The sequence below is a fragment of the Streptomyces netropsis genome (assembly GCF_014203545.1).
GTDB classification, from domain to species: domain Bacteria; phylum Actinomycetota; class Actinomycetes; order Streptomycetales; family Streptomycetaceae; genus Streptomyces; species Streptomyces netropsis.
Genome location: NZ_JACHJG010000021.1, coordinates 26,148 through 43,913, shown reverse-complemented (window position 1 = coordinate 43,913; position 17,766 = coordinate 26,148). Strand labels below are relative to the sequence as shown.

At 73.6% G+C, this 17,766-nt stretch carries 13 protein-coding genes, 3 tRNA genes and 1 pseudogene; 8 read left to right on the top strand and 9 right to left on the bottom strand.

Features of this window, described 5'->3' with window-relative positions; genetic code table 11:
• Positions 1–57: 57 nt before the first annotated feature.
• Both FHS38_RS32900 and FHS38_RS32895 read left to right on the top strand, forming a co-directional pair.
• On the top strand, positions 58–1,029 hold the full coding sequence (locus FHS38_RS32900) for an RNA polymerase sigma factor SigF (protein ID WP_229822900.1): 972 nt from the start codon (positions 58–60) through the stop codon (positions 1,027–1,029).
• A 200-nt stretch (positions 1,030–1,229) separates the two neighbouring features.
• Entirely contained in the window at positions 1,230–2,063 is an 834-nt protein-coding gene (locus FHS38_RS32895; RefSeq protein WP_130878431.1) for an RNA polymerase sigma factor SigF, read from the top strand.
• A 166-nt stretch (positions 2,064–2,229) separates the two neighbouring features.
• Here the strand turns inward: FHS38_RS32895 and FHS38_RS35850 are convergent, their stop codons facing one another.
• Positions 2,230–2,625, bottom strand: a complete 396-nt coding sequence (locus FHS38_RS35850; protein ID WP_229822901.1) for a hypothetical protein — start codon at positions 2,623–2,625, stop codon at positions 2,230–2,232.
• Between FHS38_RS35850 and FHS38_RS35845 the strand changes: the two genes are divergently transcribed.
• Positions 2,615–2,917, top strand: coding sequence for a hypothetical protein (locus FHS38_RS35845; RefSeq protein ID WP_229822902.1), 303 nt, complete (start codon positions 2,615–2,617; stop codon positions 2,915–2,917). The two genes, FHS38_RS35850 and FHS38_RS35845, sit on opposite strands and share 11 nt — an antisense overlap.
• Positions 2,918–2,964: 47 nt before the next feature.
• Here FHS38_RS35845 and FHS38_RS32885 read toward each other — a convergent pair whose 3' ends face one another.
• Complete coding sequence (locus tag FHS38_RS32885) at positions 2,965–3,177, bottom strand: hypothetical protein (protein WP_184739925.1); 213 nt, start codon at positions 3,175–3,177, stop codon at positions 2,965–2,967.
• A gap of 307 nt (positions 3,178–3,484) precedes the next feature.
• Between FHS38_RS32885 and FHS38_RS32880 the strand changes: the two genes are divergently transcribed.
• Both FHS38_RS32880 and FHS38_RS32875 read left to right on the top strand, forming a co-directional pair.
• Positions 3,485–3,979 (top strand): MarR family winged helix-turn-helix transcriptional regulator, encoded by a 495-nt coding sequence (locus FHS38_RS32880; protein WP_184739923.1) that lies wholly within the window; start codon positions 3,485–3,487, stop codon positions 3,977–3,979.
• Between the two features lie 118 nt (positions 3,980–4,097).
• Positions 4,098–5,660: pseudogene (locus tag FHS38_RS32875) on the top strand (MDR family MFS transporter); the annotation flags it as partial.
• A gap of 187 nt (positions 5,661–5,847) precedes the next feature.
• On the opposite strand, the gene FHS38_RS32870 reads toward FHS38_RS32875, so the two are convergent.
• The 3 genes from FHS38_RS32870 to FHS38_RS32860 all read right to left on the bottom strand — a co-directional run bounded on the left by FHS38_RS32870 (position 5,848) and on the right by FHS38_RS32860 (position 9,137).
• Positions 5,848–6,681 (bottom strand): TetR/AcrR family transcriptional regulator, encoded by an 834-nt coding sequence (locus FHS38_RS32870; protein WP_184739918.1) that lies wholly within the window; start codon positions 6,679–6,681, stop codon positions 5,848–5,850.
• A gap of 83 nt (positions 6,682–6,764) precedes the next feature.
• A complete protein-coding gene (locus tag FHS38_RS32865) occupies positions 6,765–8,294 on the bottom strand; it encodes an MFS transporter (protein WP_184739916.1) in 1,530 nt (509 codons plus the stop codon).
• A 102-nt stretch (positions 8,295–8,396) separates the two neighbouring features.
• Positions 8,397–9,137: a response regulator transcription factor gene (locus FHS38_RS32860; RefSeq protein ID WP_184739914.1), complete on the bottom strand. Its 741-nt coding sequence runs from the start codon at positions 9,135–9,137 to the stop codon at positions 8,397–8,399.
• Between the two features lie 102 nt (positions 9,138–9,239).
• On the opposite strand from FHS38_RS32860, the gene FHS38_RS32855 reads away from it, so the two are divergent.
• Positions 9,240–10,124: an LLM class F420-dependent oxidoreductase gene (locus FHS38_RS32855; RefSeq protein WP_184739912.1), complete on the top strand. Its 885-nt coding sequence runs from the start codon at positions 9,240–9,242 to the stop codon at positions 10,122–10,124.
• A 133-nt stretch (positions 10,125–10,257) separates the two neighbouring features.
• On the opposite strand, the gene FHS38_RS32850 is transcribed toward FHS38_RS32855, so the two are convergent.
• The 4 genes from FHS38_RS32850 to FHS38_RS32835 all read right to left on the bottom strand — a co-directional run bounded on the left by FHS38_RS32850 (position 10,258) and on the right by FHS38_RS32835 (position 11,830).
• Positions 10,258–11,175 (bottom strand): amidohydrolase family protein, encoded by a 918-nt coding sequence (locus tag FHS38_RS32850; protein WP_229822903.1) that lies wholly within the window; start codon positions 11,173–11,175, stop codon positions 10,258–10,260.
• Positions 11,176–11,253: 78 nt separating this feature from the next.
• Positions 11,254–11,327: transfer RNA gene (locus tag FHS38_RS32845), tRNA-Met, on the bottom strand.
• A 47-nt stretch (positions 11,328–11,374) separates the two neighbouring features.
• Positions 11,375–11,447: transfer RNA gene (locus tag FHS38_RS32840), tRNA-Arg, on the bottom strand.
• Between the two features lie 293 nt (positions 11,448–11,740).
• A tRNA-Ser gene (locus FHS38_RS32835) sits at positions 11,741–11,830 on the bottom strand.
• A 306-nt stretch (positions 11,831–12,136) separates the two neighbouring features.
• On the opposite strand from FHS38_RS32835, the gene FHS38_RS32830 reads away from it, so the two are divergent.
• Both FHS38_RS32830 and FHS38_RS32825 read left to right on the top strand, forming a co-directional pair.
• Complete coding sequence (locus FHS38_RS32830; protein WP_184739908.1) at positions 12,137–12,580, top strand: SSI family serine proteinase inhibitor; 444 nt, start codon at positions 12,137–12,139, stop codon at positions 12,578–12,580.
• A 191-nt stretch (positions 12,581–12,771) separates the two neighbouring features.
• Complete coding sequence (locus tag FHS38_RS32825) at positions 12,772–17,727, top strand: PAS domain-containing protein (protein WP_184739906.1); 4,956 nt, start codon at positions 12,772–12,774, stop codon at positions 17,725–17,727.
• Positions 17,728–17,766: the final 39 nt, after the last annotated feature.

Genomic DNA, 17,766 nt, shown 5'->3' with positions numbered 1-17,766 from the left:
CTTTTCCCGGATGAGTTGAGTGAATTGAATGCGTCGACGTGAAGGGGTGGCGTGACCGTGTCGGCCCGTACCGTGCCCGAAGCCCCCCACCAACGCGACAACCATCAACGCGACCCCGGCACCGCCGCGGGACCCGCCGGCCCCCGGGCCGCCGACTCCCCGGCCGCCGGTCCCGGTGGCGCTCCCGCCACTCCCGCCACCCCCGGCCCGGCCGCCGGTCCCGGTCCGGCCCCCGACGCCGAGAGCGCCCCGCGCACCCGGGAGAGCCGGGGCGCGGACGCCAGGGCACTGACCCAGGTGCTCTTCAAGGAGATCTCCACCCTGGAGCCCGGCACCCCCGAGCACGCCCGGGTGCGGGCCGCCCTGATCGAGGCCAACCTCCCGCTCGTGCGCTACGCGGCGGCCCGCTTCCGCAGCCGCAACGAGCCGATGGAGGACGTCGTCCAGGTCGGCACGATCGGGCTCATCAACGCCATCGACCGCTTCGACCCCGACCGCGGGGTGCAGTTCCCGACCTTCGCGATGCCGACCGTCGTGGGCGAGATCAAGCGCTACTTCCGCGACAACGTCCGCACCGTCCACGTGCCGCGCCGCCTCCACGAGCTGTGGGTGCAGGTCAACGGCGCCAGCGAGGACCTGACGGTGCTGCACGGCCGCTCCCCCACCACGGCCGAGATCGCCGAACGGCTCAAGATCGGTGAGGACGAGGTGCTGGCGTGCATCGAGGCCGGCCGCTCGTACCACGCCACCTCGCTGGAGGCGGCGCAGGAGGGCGACGGGCTGCCCGGGCTGCTGGACCGGCTCGGCTACGAGGATCCGGCACTCGCCGGGGTCGAACACCGGGATCTCGTGCGCCATCTGCTCGTGCAACTGCCGGAGCGCGAGCAGCGCATTCTGCTGCTGCGCTACTACAGCAATCTGACGCAGTCCCAGATCAGCGCCGAGCTGGGCGTCTCGCAGATGCATGTGTCCCGGCTGCTCTCCCGGAGCTTCGCCCGACTGCGATCCGCAAATCGAATCGACGCCTAACCCTTACGGGTGACACCTTCCTGCAGTGATGGGGCAGATATATCGACTTGACGCTACAGCGTGTTGCCGACATGTGACATTCTGCAGGAACTGCGTTTGTCACAGCGCGGCCTCCGGTATTCAGGTGGAGGTTGAACCCCTCGTCCGTACCCTCGGCAGGGGCGCCGCTGTGAACCCGTCCGCGACCTCAAGGGGGTGGCATGTCCGTAGACCTGGGCAGCGCGAAGGTGCTCGCCAACGACGCACCGCACGCCGTGCTCGACGACTGCGAAGCCATCGACACCCGCACCCTCTCCCGATCGCTCTTCCTGCGACTGGCCACGCTGGAGCGGGACAGCGCGGAGCGTACGTACGTCCGCGACACCCTCATCGAGCTCAATCTCCCCCTCGTGCGCTACGCGGCGGCCCGCTTCCGCAGCCGCAACGAGCCGATGGAGGACATCGTCCAGGTCGGCACGATCGGCCTGATCAAGGCGATCGACCGGTTCGACTGCGAACGGGGCGTGGAGTTCCCCACGTTCGCGATGCCGACGGTCGTGGGCGAGATCAAGCGCTTCTTCCGGGACACCAGCTGGTCCGTACGGGTGCCGCGCCGCCTTCAGGAGCTGCGGCTGGCCCTCACCAAGGCCAGTGACGAGCTGGCGCAGAAGCTGGACCGGTCGCCGACCGTTCCCGAACTGGCCCTGTGCCTGGGGGTGTCCGAGGAGGACGTCGTCGACGGCCTGGCCGTCGGCAATGCCTACACCGCCAGCTCGCTCGATTCCCCCTCCCCCGAGGACGACGGCGGCGAGGGCTCGCTCGCCGACCGCCTGGGCTACGAGGACACCGCGCTGGAGGGCGTGGAGTACCGCGAGTCGCTCAAGCCCCTGCTGGCCAAACTGCCGCCCCGCGAGCGGCAGATCATCATGTTGCGGTTCTTCGCCAATATGACGCAGTCGCAGATCGGCGAGGAGGTCGGCATCTCGCAGATGCACGTCTCCCGGCTGCTCACGCGCACGCTGTCGCAGCTGCGCGAGGGCCTCATCGCCGACTGATCCCACCCGTCCGCTTCCCGGGCATGTACTCCTGACGGTGCGTCAGCCACACTGTGCCGATGCGACGGAAGACGCTCGTCCCCGCTTCGGCTGCCGCGCGCTGGCTGGCGGGCCTGGGCTGCCTGGGAGCGCTTCTCACGGGTTGCGGCGGTAGCGACCGCGACGGCTATGTCGCGACGGGGGCCGCCGGACCCGGCACGTCCCGGTCCGGGGTGGTGCCGCCGACGGGCGGGGTGAAGCTGATGCCGCTGGACGGCGAGCCGGGCAGGCCGTCGTCCCACGGGCCGCGCCGGAGCCCGTCCGGAGCGCCGAGCACACCGGAGGCGCCTCGGGGGGCGTCCTCGACCACTACAACCGGCCCCGATGCCCGCATCGGTACGGGCGGGGCCGGGCCCGGCCCGGTGACGATCCCGGGCACTCCCGGCGGTACGGGCCCTGCGAGCGGCGGAAACAGCGGCGACTCCCCCGCGTCCCCCGCTCCTCCCGCGCCCTCTCCAAGCACTCCGCCGACGCCCGGTCCGCGCCCCTCGCCGTCCACCGGCACCCCGGCGGTGCTCGACATCGGCACCCCGCGCCGCGAGCCGGACAGCGAACGCCGCTGGTGCGAGAAGGTGACCGTGATCTTCACCAACACCGGCGGCCGGCCGGTGACGGACGGCGCCGTCACCTTCGGCACCCACATCATCGGCCCGCTCGGCACCGACTGGGCGACGCTCACGTCGTCGGAGCCGCTCCCCGTGCCGATCGACGCGGGACAGGCGCGCGAGAAGACCTGGACGGTGTGCGTCGACGCCTGGCGGGTGCCGCTGGGCATGCACATCGAGACGCGGGACGTCTCGGTGAAGTGGGAGTGAGCCGCGGCGGGTTCACCCCCGCCGACCGGCCCGCCCCTGACGCGGACTCAGCGAAGCGCGAGCCAGGCCACGCCGGCCACGACCGCGATCGCGACGATCACGCCGACGATCACGCCGGCACCCGGACCGGAGCGCCTGGCGGCGGCGGGCGCGGCGGCACGGCTGCCGGGCTGGCCCTCGTCGACGAAGGCACGGAACATCTGGGTGCTGCCCGCGGGGTCGTAGTTGCCCTCGGGGCCCTGCTGACGGTGGTTGGCCATAGGCCAGGACCCTAGCGAAACGGTTGCGCTTCGCGCGCGCGGGGTGGTGTCCGGCGGATCATCGGCTGCCGACCGTCTTTGCCGCCTGCGGCGGCGAGCGCCCTACAGGCGCGTCCTCAACCGCCGGACAGGCTTGACGTGCCGCTTTTGCCGCAGCCACAAGCTCACATAACCCACAGACAGCAAACCCTTGGGGTGAGCTTTACCCGAAACGACCCTATTTCATTTGCCTGCGGCAACCAACCACCTCTATCGTTGCCCTAAGCAACCGATGGGCGGATGAGCGCCGACGAGCAGCGAGGGGTCGATGGCCGCACAGGAGCAGTACGAGGAGCTCGCCCGGCAGCTCAGCGCCGTCGGCGCGGTGAAGCGCGATCTGGCGCGGGTGCTCCCGCAGGACTGTTCGCCCGCCTCGGCCATCGTGCTCACCCTGCTCCACCGGTACGGCGAGATGCGGATGAGCAAGCTCGCCGAGCTGCTCGCCATCGACATGTCGGTGACCAGCCGGCACGTCTCGTACGCGGCCGAGCGCGGCTGGATCGACCGACAGCCGGACCCCGTCGACAAGCGGTCCCGGCTGCTGCGGCTGCTCCCCGCCGGGGAGGCACTGCTGGAGGAGGTGTCCGCGCGGTACACCGAAGCGCTCGCCACCTGCCTCGAGGACTGGTCCGACGACGACGTCGGCCGTCTCACCGAGCTGCTCGGACGCCTGCGCAGGAGCTTCGGCGACTGCCGGGCGCGCGCTCCCCAGCACGCGCTCGCGCATCACACGGCCGACTCCCTCACCCGTACGTCCGCGTAACCCGCACCACCCGCACCACCATCAGACAGAGCAAAGGAAGTTCATGGCTAAGACCACACCAGCCGGTGTGCGGGGCGGCCACGCCAAGCCCGGGGACCCGCAGGGCTCCGACGCCCCCATGACACACCGCCAGATCATGGAGGCGCTGTCCGGGCTGCTGCTCGGCATGTTCGTCGCGATCCTGTCGTCGACGATCGTCTCCAACGCCCTGCCCGAGATCATCTCCGACCTCCACGGCAGCCAGTCCTCCTATACCTGGGTCGTCACGGCCTCGCTCCTCGCGATGACCGCGTCCACCCCGCTGTGGGGCAAGCTCTCCGACCTCTTCAGCAAGAAGCTGCTGGTCCAGATAGCCCTGGTCGTCTACGTCCTGGGCTCGGCCGCCGCCGGTCTGTCGCAGAACAGCGGCATGCTCATCGCCTGCCGCGTCGTCCAGGGCATCGGCGTCGGCGGTCTGTCGGCCCTGGCCCAGATCGTCATGGCGGCGATGATCTCCCCGCGTGAGCGCGGGCGCTACAGCGGCTACCTCGGCGCGACGTTCGCCGTCGCGACCGTCGGCGGCCCGCTGCTCGGCGGTGTCATCACGGACACCAGCTGGCTCGGCTGGCGCTGGTGCTTCTACGTGGGTGTGCCGTTCGCGGTCATCGCGCTGATCGTCCTGCAGAAGACGCTGAAGCTGCCGGTGGTGAAGCGGAACGTCAAGGTCGACTGGCTGGGCGCGTTCTTCATCAGCGCCGCCGTCACGCTGCTGCTGGTCTGGGTGACGCTGGCCGGGAAGAACTACGACTGGATCTCCTGGCAGACCTACGCCATGGTCGGCGGCTCGGTGCTGCTGGGCGCGGTCTTCGTGTACATCGAGTCCAAGGCGGCCGAGCCGATCATCCCGCTGCGGCTGTTCCGCAACAAGACGATCACCCTGTCCTCCCTCGCGAGCCTCTTCGTCGGCATCGCGATGTTCAGCGGCACGGTCTTCTTCTCGCAGTACTTCCAGCTGGCGCGCGGCGAGTCGCCGACGATGTCCGGCGTGATGACGATCCCGATGATCGGCGGCCTGTTCATCTCGTCGACCGTCTCCGGGCAGATCATCACCAAGACCGGCCGCTGGAAGAACTGGGTCGTCGTCGGTGGCGTGCTGCTCACCGCGGGCCTCGGACTGCTCGGCACGATGCGCTACGACACCCCGTACTGGCACCTGGCCGCCTACATGGTCCTCATGGGTCTCGGCATCGGCATGATGATGCAGAACCTCGTGCTCGCCGCGCAGAACCAGGTGGCACCCGAGGACCTCGGCGCCGCCAGCTCCGTCGTCACCTTCTTCCGGTCGCTCGGCGGCGCGGTGGGCGTCTCGGCGCTCGGCGCGGTGCTCGGCAACCGGGTCACGGACTACGTCAAGGACGGCATGGCCGCCCTCGGCCCCAAGGCCGCCGCGGCGATGGGCCACGGCGGTACGGGTGGCGGCGGCATCCCGGACCTGGACAAGCTCCCGCCCCCGGTCCGCACGGTGATCGAGAGCGCCTACGGGCACGGCGTCGGCGACGTCTTCCTCTACGCCGCGCCCTGCGCCCTGCTGGCCTTCATCCTGACCCTCTTCATCAAGGAGGTCGCGCTCAAGAGCCGGCCCGGCGGGCACCCGTCGGCCGAGTCGGCCCCGGCCGACGCCACGCCCGCGACGGCGGCGGCCCGCGACTGACGGACCCCGGCGGCCGGGGCGCGGTTCGAGCGGAGACGCGCCCCGGGACGCCGGCACCGGGACCTGAACGGCATCGAAGGTCCCGGACCATGGGCCCCGGTGGGGTGTGCACACAGGCAGGGGACGGCCTGCACGCACCCACCGGGGCCCCTCGGCGTTCACGGGGCTTCCGGGAGCCTCAGGAACGGCCCGCGGCCGCCCGGTCCCGCACGGCACCCGCCCGGTCCCGCATGACCTCGATGCCCGCGATGACCGTGTCCAGCGCGAAGTCGAAGTCCCGCTCCCGCGCCTCGGCGAGGGTCATCTCGGTCAGGTCCTTGCTCATCGCCAGCGCCTCGGAGTGCTGTTCCGCGAAGTCCGGACGTTCCGACACGCTGGCGACGACCTGCCGGTAGTACTCGTCCTCGGTCAGCCCCGTGCCCCGGCAGCGCTCCCTGAACTGTCCCTCGACCGCGCTGAAGCCGTAGACGAACTGGAAGACGGCCGAGAGCGCCCCGGTCAGCCCCTCCTTCGGGACTCCGCTGCGCCGCATCACCGCCAGGATGGCGTCGGAGAAGGCCATCGAGCGCGGACCGATGTTCAGGTACCGACCCAGCAGCACGGGCACCCAGGGGTGGGCGACGAGCATGTTGCGGTACTCGACGGCGAGCGCGCGCAGCTGATCGCGCCAGTCCGCGGCCCCGGCGGCCGGATCGGGGACGACCATCTCGCCGGACACCTGGTCGAGGGCGAATTCGAGGAGGTCGTCCTTGCTGTCGACGTACCAATAGACCGACATCGCGGTCACGTCCAGCTCGTCCGCCAGCCGCCGCATGGAGAACTTGGCCAGCCCGTCGGCGTCCAGCAGCCGGACCGTGGCCTCGACGATCCGCCGCCGGTCGAGCGCGCCGGGCTTGGGCTCCTGGCCCTCGCCCTGCTTCCGCTCGGCCGGCTCCGCCTTGCGCTTCGGGGCCGGCTCTGCCGCCAGCCAGACACTGGCCCGGGTGCTTCCGGCGCGCTTTCCGCTCGTCATGACGCGCTCTCCCTTTCCTGCGCCGGTGGTACGTAACCGATGCTATGCCCAGGCCAGGGGCCCGGCCGCGAGCGCGGGGCGGGTTACGCCGCCGCGCCCTGCCCGGCCGCGGCGGCGTCCCGCTCGGCCCTGCGCAGCAGCACCGCCGCGACGATGCCGCCCGCGAGCACCGCGGCCGCGCCGACCAGCTGGCTGCTCTGCACACCGCTGGCGAAGGCGTCCTCGATCGCGGACCGCTCCGCGTCCGTACGGGCCGAGGCCAGCGCGGCGGGCAGCGAGCCCGCCCCGGCGGCGACGGCCGGCACGAGGGCCGCGAAGCGCGAGTTGAGGACCGCGCCGAGCACCGCGACGCCCAGGCCGTTGCCGCACTCCTGGAGCGTGCCGTTGACGCCCGCCCCGACGCCCGCCTTCTCCGGCGGGATCGCGGACATGATCGCGTTCGCCATCGCGGGCATCGAGAACGCGATGCCGACACCCATCATGACCAGGCCGAGCAGCATGCCCCCGTAGCCGTGCGCGCCGAGGACCGCGATGGCCGCGAGTCCGCCGGCCAGCGTGGTCATGCCGCCGACGATCAGCGTCGGAGTGCCGAGCTTCGGCAGCAGCCGGGCGCCGACGCCGGTGAGGTTGAGGGCGACGATGACCAGCGCCAGCGGCGACATCCGCAGGCCGGTGGCCAAGGGGTCGTAGCCGAGGACGAGTTGCAGGTGCTGGGTGAGCAGGAAGATCGAGCCGCCCATGCCGAAGGCGACGAGGACGCCGCCCGCGACTGCGCCCACGAAGCGGCGGTTGCGGAAGAAGTGCATGTCCAGCATGGGGAAGGGGACGCGTCGCTCCCACAGCGCGAAGAGCGCGAGCCCGACCGCGCCGACGGCCGCCGCGAGCAGCACCCGCGCGGACGTCCAGCCGTGCTCCGGGCCGGAGATGATCGCGAAGGTGATCCCGGTCATGCCGATGGTGGACAGCAGCGCGCCGAGCAGGTCCGGGCGGTCCCCCGTGGGGTTCTTGGACTCCGGTACGAGCTTGAGCACGGCGACCAGGCCGAGCAGCGCCACCGGCACGTTGATCAGGAAGATCGAGCCCCACCAGAAGTGGTTGAGCATGGCCCCGCCGACGAGCGGCCCGGCGGCGAAGCCGAGCGAACTCACCGCGCCCCACAGGCCGATGGCCTTTGCGCGCTCGTCCTCGTCGAAGACCTGGACGATGACGGCCAGCGTGGTGGTCATCAGCAGCGCCCCGCCGACGCCCATGCCCGCGCGGGCGGCGATCAGCTGTCCGGTGGTCCCGGCCAGCCCGGCGCACAGCGAGCCGATCCCGAAGAGCGCGAGGCCGAGCGCGAGCAGCTTCTTGCGCCCGTAGCGGTCGGCGGCGCTGCCCGCGGTGAGCAGCAGGCCCGCCTGGACCAGCGAATAGGCGTTGATCATCCACTGGATGTCGGAGGTCGCGGCGCCCATCTCCTCGGTGAGGGAGGGGATGGCGACGTTCAGGACGGTGTTGTCGAGGAGGACGGTGAGCTGGGCGAGGCAGATGACGCCGAGAATCACCCAACGGGTGGGATGACGCTGCGGTTTCCGGTCTCCGGCGTCGCGCTGGGCGGCGGTCGTCGCCGTCATGACGGGCTCCCTTGTGCGGTGTACGACTAGTAGCGTCGTACACCGTACAAGGGTTGTTCTACGCCGTACAAGAGAATTAATCGCGTCCGGATCCGGCCGGTTCTACGCCGGAGGCGCCGGCTTGATCAGATAGCCGACGCCGCGCCGCGTGTGGATCATCGGCTCGCGGCCGGCGTCGATCTTCCGGCGCAGATAGGAGATGTACAGCTCGACGACGTTGGCCCGGCCGCCGAACTCGTAGGACCACACCCGGTCGAGGATCTGCGGCTTGCTGAGCACCCGCCGCGGGTTGCGCATCAGGAAGCGCAGCAGCTCGAACTCGGTGGCCGTCAGCCGGATCTCCGTGCCACCCCGGGTCACCTCGTGGCTGTCCTCGTCCAGCACCAGGTCCCCGACGGTCAGCACGGAATCGCTCTGCGGCGCGGCGGCCCGGGACCGGCGGAGCAGTCCGCGCAGCCGGGCGACGACGTCCTCCAGGCCGAACGGCTTGGTGACGTAGTCGTCGCCGCCCGCCGTGAGCCCGGCGACACGGTCCGCGGCGCCCTTCGCGGTCAGGAAGAGCACGGGCAGGTCGGGGTGTTCGCGCCGCAGCCGCCCCAGGAGGGACAGACCGTCCGTGTCGGGCGGCATCACGTCCAGCACCACGGCGTCCGGCCGGAACTCCCGGGCGCGGCGCAGCGCCGTCGCCCCGTCGGCCGCGGTCCGCACGTCCCAGCCCTCGTAGCGCAGGGCCATGGTCAGCAGCTCCGTCAGCGGCGCCTCGCCGCCCGCGACCAGCACCCGTACGGCACTTCCGTCGTCGTGCAGCAGCTCGGCCCGCCCGTGGGGTGTGGTGGTGGTCATGGTCCCGAGGGTGGTCCCGGCCCGTGAGAGCCCTCTTTCCGTCCCCTGTGAATCGTCTGAGAATCCGGGAATAACCGGATGGAACCTCCGGTTGTTGGGCGCATGGCACTCACCACAGACCTTGGCAGGATCGGCATCTGGAGCCCCGCGCTCCGCGCGGACGACCCGGAGAAGTCCGCCGAAGTCCGCGAGACCGCGGCCGAGTTGGACGAGCTGGGCTACGGAACGATCTGGCTCGGCGGCAACGCCCGTATGGACGAGGCGGCGCGGCTGCTGGCGGCCACGGACCGGGTGAGCGTCGGCACCAGCATCCTGTCGATCTGGCAGCACGAGGCGGCCGACGTCGCCGCCCAGTACGCGGCGCTGGCCCCCGCCGACCGGGAGCGCTTCGTTCTCGGCCTGGGCGTCAGCCACGGTCACATGGTCGACGGGTACAAGAAGCCGTACTCCGCGATGGTGGAGTACCTGGACGCGCTGGACGCCGCGCCCGTGCCGCTGCCCGCCGGGCGGCGCATGCTGGCCGCCCTCGGGCCGAAGATGGTGCGGCTCGCCCGCGACCGCGCGGCGGGCGCCCTGCCGTATCTCGTCACGGCCGAGCACACCGCCCGGGCCCGCGAGGCCCTGGGCGAGGGCGTGCTCCTCGCGCCCGAGCTGAAGGTGGTCCTCGACGACGACCTCGCCCGCGCCCGGGAGACCGCCCGCGGCTATCTCGCCCGCTACCTGCCGATGCCCAACTACACCAACAACCTGCTGCGCCTCGGCTTCACCGAGGAGGACTTCGAGGGCAACGGCAGCGACCGGCTGCTCGACGCGGTCTTCGCCCTCGGCGACGCCGCGGCGGTGCGCGCGCGGGTGGACGAGTTCCTGGCGGCCGGCGCCGACCACCTCGCCGTCCAGGTCGTCCGGTCCGAGTCCCAGGGCGGCCTGACCGCGCTGCCGCGCCCCGAGTGGCGGGCGCTCGCCCAGGCGCTGCCGCTCAGCCGCTAGGCCGTGCCCGGCGGGCTTGGCCGCCGCCCGGAGCGGGCCGGATGCGCACCCGCCTCAACCGCATCAAGCCCGTCCGGCGTTTGAGGACGCGCCCGCAGGGCGCCCGCCGCCGACGATCCGCCAGAGACAGGCCCTAGGAGCCGTCCGCCCGCGGCAGGCGTTCCGGCAGCCCGAAGAGCCGCGCGGCGTTGTCGTGGCACACGCCGCGCAGCCAGCCGTCGCCCTGGCCCAGGCCGGCCAGGACGTCGAGCGCGTGCGCGTAGCCGTAGGGGATGTTGGGGAAGTCGCTGCCGAAGAGGATCCGGTCGCCGAGGGCTGCCAGCCGCGGCCGCTCGGCGGGCGGGAAGGGCGCGGTGCTCTCGGAGAAGTCCGTGAACGCCATCGTCGTGTCGAGGTGGACGCCCTCGTACCGCTCGGCCAGGTCCAGGAAGTCCGTGTACTCCGGCATCCCCATGTGCGCGATCACCAGCCGCAGCCGCGGGTGCCGGGCCAGCAGCCGCGCCACGGGACCGGGCCCGGTGTGCGGTCCGGGCACCGGGCCCGAGCCGCAGTGGACGACCACGGGCGTCCCGGCGTCGGCGATGCTTCCCCAGACACCGTCCAGCAGTGGGTCGCCCGGGTCGTACGCGCCCACTTGCACATGCGACTTGAAGACCCGCGCCCCCGCGTCCAGGGCCTCGGCCGTATAGCGGTCGGCGCCCGGCTCGGGGAAGAACGTCGCGGTGTGCAGACAGTCGGGGGTGCGGGCCGCGAAGTCCGCCGCCCAGCCGTTCAGCCATGCCGCCATGCCCGGCTTGTGCGGGTAGATCATCGCGGTGAAGGCCCGTACGCCGAAGCCGCGCAGCACCGCGAGCCGCTCGCTCTCCGCGTGCCGGTAGGCGATGGGCCAGGGGCGGTCGACGAGCGGGCCGGCGGCGTCGAAGTAGGCCCACACCTTCGCGAGCACCCGCTCGGGCATGAAGTGCGTGTGGACGTCGACCAGACCCGGCAGTCCCAGCTCCCGCCAGAAGCGGGCCACCTTCTCGTCGCCCTCGCGCGCGGAATCCGCCACGTCCACTCCGGCCGCCCCCGTCCGTCCCCGGAAATGCCACAGGTCCGACACCCTAAGGTGCCGGACCTGTGATCAAAGTAGCGGGGACAGGATTTGAACCTGCGACCTCTGGGTTATGAGCCCAGCGAGCTACCGAGCTGCTCCACCCCGCGACGGTCGAAAAACCGGATCCAACAAGTGGGTACCGGTCCCTCGGCTGTGCGCTCGGCAGGATTCGAACCTGCAACCTCTTGATCCGTAGTCAAGTGCTCTATCCGTTAAGCTACGAGCGCTCGGCTTCCCGGCGGTTTTTCTTGCCGGTCGGCGTTGCGTGGACAACATTACATGAACTGCGCCGGGACGTGAAATCCATTCCCTTCACCCCACCTGACCTGCGAAAACACCCTCGGGAACGCCCTCGGAAGCCCCCTCCTGAGGTGCCCGGCGGAAGGCCGGGGCGGGGACAGGCGGGCCCACGAAGCGCTGATCCGTACGAAGACTCCCCCGCCGGACTTCCCCGCCGCCCACGCGCATACGCAAGAGCCCCGGCCGTCTCTTCCGAGACGACCGGGGCTCTTGAAGCGAGCGGAGGCTCCGGGATTTGAACCCGGGATGGGGGGTTACCCCAAACCGCATTAGCAGTGCGGCGCCATAGACCAGACTAGGCGAAGCCTCCAGCACACCCCGCGCATGCGTGGGGTGGTGCGTGCCGATGATGACACAGCCCAGCGGCTCGCCACCAATCGTGGTCTACGGTACCGGGCTTCCCGACTCCTGGGCAAAGCAATTCCCCCTGGCAATTTCCCCACCCCTCTCCCGCCCCTCCCCTCTCGCGTCCTCTCCCGTCCTCTCCCGCCCCGCCCCCCTCATCACTTGGTGCCCATATCGGCGCAACGCCCGGCCGTCCGGCGCGTTAGTCAGGTGAAGGGCCCGGCGGACCACGCCGCGGCCCCAGCCCCGTCCGTACCTCTGGAGTACCGCGATGCCGCTCCGCCGTCTCACCCTCGCCGCCGTCGCCGCACTGGCCCCGGCCCTGTTCGCCGCTCCCGCCGTGGCCGCCCCCATGCCGCTGCCGCTCCCGCACGAGCACGGCGACCACCTCACCGTCACGGTGACCGACAGCGGCTCCTTCGACGGCACCTACGACCTGTACTGCCACCCCACGGGCGGCACGCACCCGCGCGCGAAGGCGGCGTGCGCCCAGCTCGACGGGCAGACGCGGTGGGGCAAGGACGCCTTCGCGCCCGTGCCCGCCGACGCGATGTGCACGATGATCTACGGCGGCGACCAGAAGGCACGGGTGACCGGCACCTGGGCGGGGCGCCCGGTAAATGCCGGATTCAGCCGGACGAACGGGTGCGAAATCGCCCGCTGGAACCGGTTCTCCGAGCTGCTCGGTGACCTGAAGTCCGCACCCAAGGACTGACACGGGGGGCATGTCGGGCCTGCGCCGAGACGCCCCGGAGGTACCCGGCGACGTATCCCACCGCACCCGCCATCCGCCGTCGCGCCCGCCTCCACAGCCCGTAGACTCCCCTCAGTGACACGCCAGCGGGCAGCGCCGAGCCGCCCGGAGCGGGTCGGCAAGGTGCGGTATCCCAGGGAGGAAGCGTCGTCGTGAGCAGCAGGCCATCCCGAGGCGCTGCTCGCCTCGCAGCCATACTCGACGCCCTGCCCGACGCCCTGTTGCTCGTCAACTGCAACGGCACGGTCGTCAACGCCAACCACATCGCGCTCGAGACCTTCGAGGTGCCCGGCACCGGGCTCGTCGGGCGCGGACTGCTCTCCCTGCTGCCCGACTTCGACTCCCGGCGCATCCCCGGCTCGATGCGGCTGCCGGACTCGGCCGACGCGCGCACCAAGCCGACCCGGATGGTCGCGCGGCGCACGGACGGCACGGAGTTCCCCGTCGAGACCACCAGCGCCAACCTCGAGGACGGCCGCACCCCGTACGCGGACCACGCCAGTTACACGGGCGACGAGCTGCTGATGATCGTCGTGCGGGACCTGACCGGCACGGTGGACACCGAGGCCGAACTGGCCCGGCAGCAGCGCCAGACCGAGATGATCCTGCGCGCGGCCGCCGAGGGCGTCGTCGGCGTCGACACCGCCGGCAAGGTCGTCCTCGTCAACCCCTCCGCCGCGCAGATCCTCGGCTACCGCGCCAGCGACCTCGGCGGCCAGGAGCTGCACCCCCTGATCCAGCACTCCCGCGCGGACGGCACCGCCTTCCCGTACGAGGAGTCGCCGATCTCCGACACGCTGCGCTCCGGGCGCAAGCACCGGGTGCGCGGGCAGGTGCTGTGGGCCAAGGACGGCCGTTCGGTGCCCGTCGACCTCACCACGGCGCCCGTGCGGGACGGCGAGCAGCTCGTCGGCGCGGTGATGACGTTCACCGACCGCCGCGCGTACGACGCCCTCGCCGCCCGGCACGCGCAGCTCCTGGCGATGCTGGGCGACTCGCTGCGCGGCCCGCTGGAGCGGCTGCGCGGCGAGCTGGACACGCTGGCCGCCGACCCCGCCGGACAGCTGTGGCCCGAGGCCAACCAGATCCTGCACCATCTGTCCGCCGGATACGCGCGGATGGCGACGCTTGTCGACAATGTCCTGGCTTACCAGGAGTTGGACGCGGACGAGAGCAAGCTCGTCCGGGAGAAGGTCGCGCTCGACACGGTCGTGGCGGCGGGCGTCGAGGGCGCCGTCGAGCTGATCGGGCCGGGGCGGGCGCAGTTCGCGGTGCACGCGCCGCCGATCGAGGCCGAGGTCGACGCGGAGCGGTTCGCGCAGGCGCTCGCGCACCTGATCGCGGACGTGGCGGGCGTCGACGCGACGGGCGGCACGACCGGTGCCGCCGGCGATTCCACGATCGTGGTGGCGGCGGCGCAGCGCGGCGAGGTCGTCCGCGTCGAGGTCCGGGGTCCCTTCCCCGGCGGCGACCCGGTGCACACGCCCCTGGTCGAGGGCATCGTGCGCCGCCACGGCGGTGTGCTCCAGACCCATGAGGTGCCGGGCGCCGCGGGCGGTCACGCGTACGTCCTGGAGGTGCCGGTCTCCGCGGAGGGCGGCCCGGTGCCGGAGCCCACGGAGCGGTCGACGGCCGGGGACACCCAGAACGCGACGACGGTCATGCCGCTGCCCGCGCAGCGGGCGCGGGGAACGGCGGAGGCTCCCGCGGAGGAGGCGGCTGCCGACCGGCCTTCCGGGCGGCGGGCGCGCCGGGAACCGGGCGCACCCGGAACGGACGGCAGGGGTCAGTCGCGGACCGACGCGTTCCTGGCCCCCCAGAAGCCCGGCGGGCCCGCGGAGCCGCAGGACGGCGCCGAGCCGCCCGCGCCGCAGCCCACCGGGCGGCGGCGGGCGCGGCGCAGCTCCGAGGAGGAGCAGCCGCCCGTGGCGGCGGACGCCGAGGCGCAGCAGAACGCGCGGGCCAACCGGCACGGGCGCGGCGGCGGTTCGGAAGCCGCGGACCAGGGCACCGACGGTGCCGGGCTGGTGCCGCCGCAGGCGACGGCGCCGACCGGGCGCCGGGCCCGGCGGGAGCCCGCGCCGGCCGAGGGCGCCCGGACCGCGTTCGCGCTGCCGCCCGCCGAGGCCGACCGGACGCCCGAGTCCGATGCCCCGGACGGGTCCGGCCCGGCCGGCGCCCCCACGGGCCGCCGTGCCCGCCGCGCGCTGGCGGAGGCCCCGGACCGCCCGATCCCCGGTCAGGCGAGCGCCGAACCGGACGCCCCGCGCGCCGTGTTCGCCCTCCCCCCGGCCGACTCCGACCGCAAGCCCGAGCGGGAAGCCCACCCCGGCGTCCCCGGGCCGCAGCGCAAGCCCGCCGACGACGCTGCGCGTCGGCGGATCGGGAACGGGCCGGACGGTCACGCCGAGCCGCATGCGGGCCCCGGCGGCTCTCCCCGGGCCGACGCGGCGCCCGGCACCGGGCCACGCCCGGACGGTCCGGCACCTCACACCGCCCCGAACACCACGGCCGGTGCCGCCTCTTCCCCGGGCGGCCCGTTCGCCATGGGCGGGGCGCCCGCTCAGGCCGACCCGGCGGACACCGGCGAAAGCGCGGCGCCCCGCCCCGGCCAGGGGGGCCCGGCTCCGGTCGGACCGGTGCCGTTCGGCCTCGCGGGCATCGCGGGTGCCACCTCGGCGCAGCCGTCCCGGACGGCACGCGGCGGCGTGGCGGGCGCACCGGGTGACTCCAGGCCTCCGCGGCGCCCCGGCACCACGGCCCCCGGCGGCCCGCCCGCCACGGGTGCGGCCGGCCTCGCGGCGCATCCGCACGGGGCGACGCCCGACGCGTCGAACACGACCACGCAGCGGCCCGGCACCGCGCCCGTCGGCAGCCCGCCCGTCGGCAGCCCGCCCGCTACGGACGCGGCCCGAGCCGGACAGCAGGGCCCCGACGGCCCTGCCCCGTTCGCCCTCCCGGGTGCGAACGCGGCACGGCCGCACGGGGCGACGCCCGACGCGTCCGGTGCGCCCACGCCTCCGCAGCGGCCCGGCACGGCGCCGGCCCCCGGCGGTCCTGTCCCGTTCGCCCTCCCGGGCGCGAACGCGGCACAACCGCACGGGGCGACGCCCGACGCGTCCGGTGCGCCCACGCCCCCGCAGCGGCCCGGCACCACGCCCGGCAGCCCGCCCGCGGCGGGTGCGGCCCGAGCCGGACAGCCTGGCTCCGACGGGCCCGTACCGTTCGGCCTCGCGGGCGTCGCCCCGACGCACGGTGCGCCCACGCCTCCGCAGCGGCCCGGCACGGCGCCGGCCCCCGCCGGTCCCGCCCCGTTCGCCCTCCCGGGCGCGAACACCGCGCAGCCGCACGGGACGACGCCCGACGCGCACGGTGCGCCCACGCCTCCCCGGCCCTACGCGGGCCCGGCCCCCGCGCAGGGGGTCGCCCCCGGCCAGGCACCCCCTGCCGGAGCGGGCCCGTTCGCCGACGCGGGCGGCGGGAACGCGCCCGAGGCGTCCGGCCCCTTCCCGGGCCCCGGCGCGAACCCCGCAGGTCCGGCCCCGGCCGGTCCCGCGCCCTTCGCCCGCCCGGGGACTGCCGCACCGGTCGGCGGTCCCGGCACGGGCGGAGCGGCTGCGCCCCGCCCCGGGCAGCCGGCCCCCACAGGCCCCGTACCGTTCGGCCACGCGGGCCCGAACCCCGCACCGGGCGCGGACGGAGCAGCGGCAGCCGCCACCCACCCCGCGCAGAACGCCCCCCATGGCCCCGCGCCGTTCGCTCTCCCGGGCACAGATGTGCCCGGCGCGCCCGCGCAGCAGCCCGGCGCCGCGCCCGGCCCGGACGTCACAGCCGAGGCCACGGCCACCGCGGCGGGCCGGCCCGCCGACGACTCCTACTCCCCCGGCCGGGACGGCGCCGCGCGCCCGGAGCCCCGCCCGGAGCAGGCCTCCGAGCCGCAAGGCCCGGCCGTGGCCGATGCCACGCCGCCCACCGGCCGCCGTCGCGCGCGGCGCGCGCTCGCCGAGGAGCCGGGGGCCGCTGCCCAACAGGCACAGCAGGCGCAAAGCGCCGACGCGGCACGGGCGTTCAGCGTGCGGACGCTGGGGCAGGGCGTGCCGTTCGGCGGGACGCCCGCCGCGGGGACGCCCGTCGGGGGGTCCGGGCGGCGGCGCAAGCTCGGTAATCCGGCCGAGGGTGAGCGGGAGCCCGCGCAGGCCGACGCGCAGGGCGCTCCGGCGCCCGCGGCGCGGCCACGGCTGCGCGACTCCTCCGAAGGGCGTGCCTTCGCCATAGGAGCACCGGACGAGGGCGCCGAGGGGCCCGAGCCGCTCGACGGGCCCAACGGGGCCGTCGAGGTCACCGAGGCCGCCCCGGCCGGACGGCCGCCGATGGACGACGAGTTGCCGCCGGAGCCGTTGGACAACCCGCGTCGCCTGCTCGTGTGGCCGGCGCCCGACGACTCGACGCAGACGGCACTGACCGAGCGCGGCTACCGCCCGGTGATCGTGCAATCGCGCGAGGAGGTGGACGCGCAGATCGCGGCGTACCCGGCCGCGCTGTTCATCGACCCGCTGACCGGGCCGATCACCCGTACCGCGTTGCAGTCGCTGCGCGAGGCCGCCGTGGCGGCCGAGGTGCCGGTGCTGGTGACGGCGGGGCTCGGGCAGGCCACGGCGGAGGCGGCGTACGGGGCCGACCCGGCCGTCCTGCTGAAGGCGCTGACCCCGCGCGACAGCGAGATGCACCCGCCGCGCGTGCTGCTGATCGAGGAGCACGAGCCGATCGCCGACGCCCTGACGGCGACGCTGGAGCGGCGCGGCATGCAGGTGGCGCGGGCGGCGACGGACGCGGACGCGGTGGCGCTCGCGGCGCAGACGCACCCGAACCTGGTGGTGATGGACCTGATGCAGGTGCGGCGCCGCCGCGCGGGCATCGTCGACTGGCTGCGCGGCAACGGCCTGCTGAACCGCACGCCGCTCGTCGTCTACACCTCGGCCGACACCGACCCGGCCCAACTGTCGAGGCTGGCCTCGGGCGAGACGGTCCTCTTCCTCGCGGAGCGGTCGACGAGCACGGAGGTGCAGGGGCGCATCGTGGATCTGCTGGCGAAGATAGGGACCAACTGACGGACGGGCCGCCCCGGTGCCGGGGCCGCCTTTGCCGCG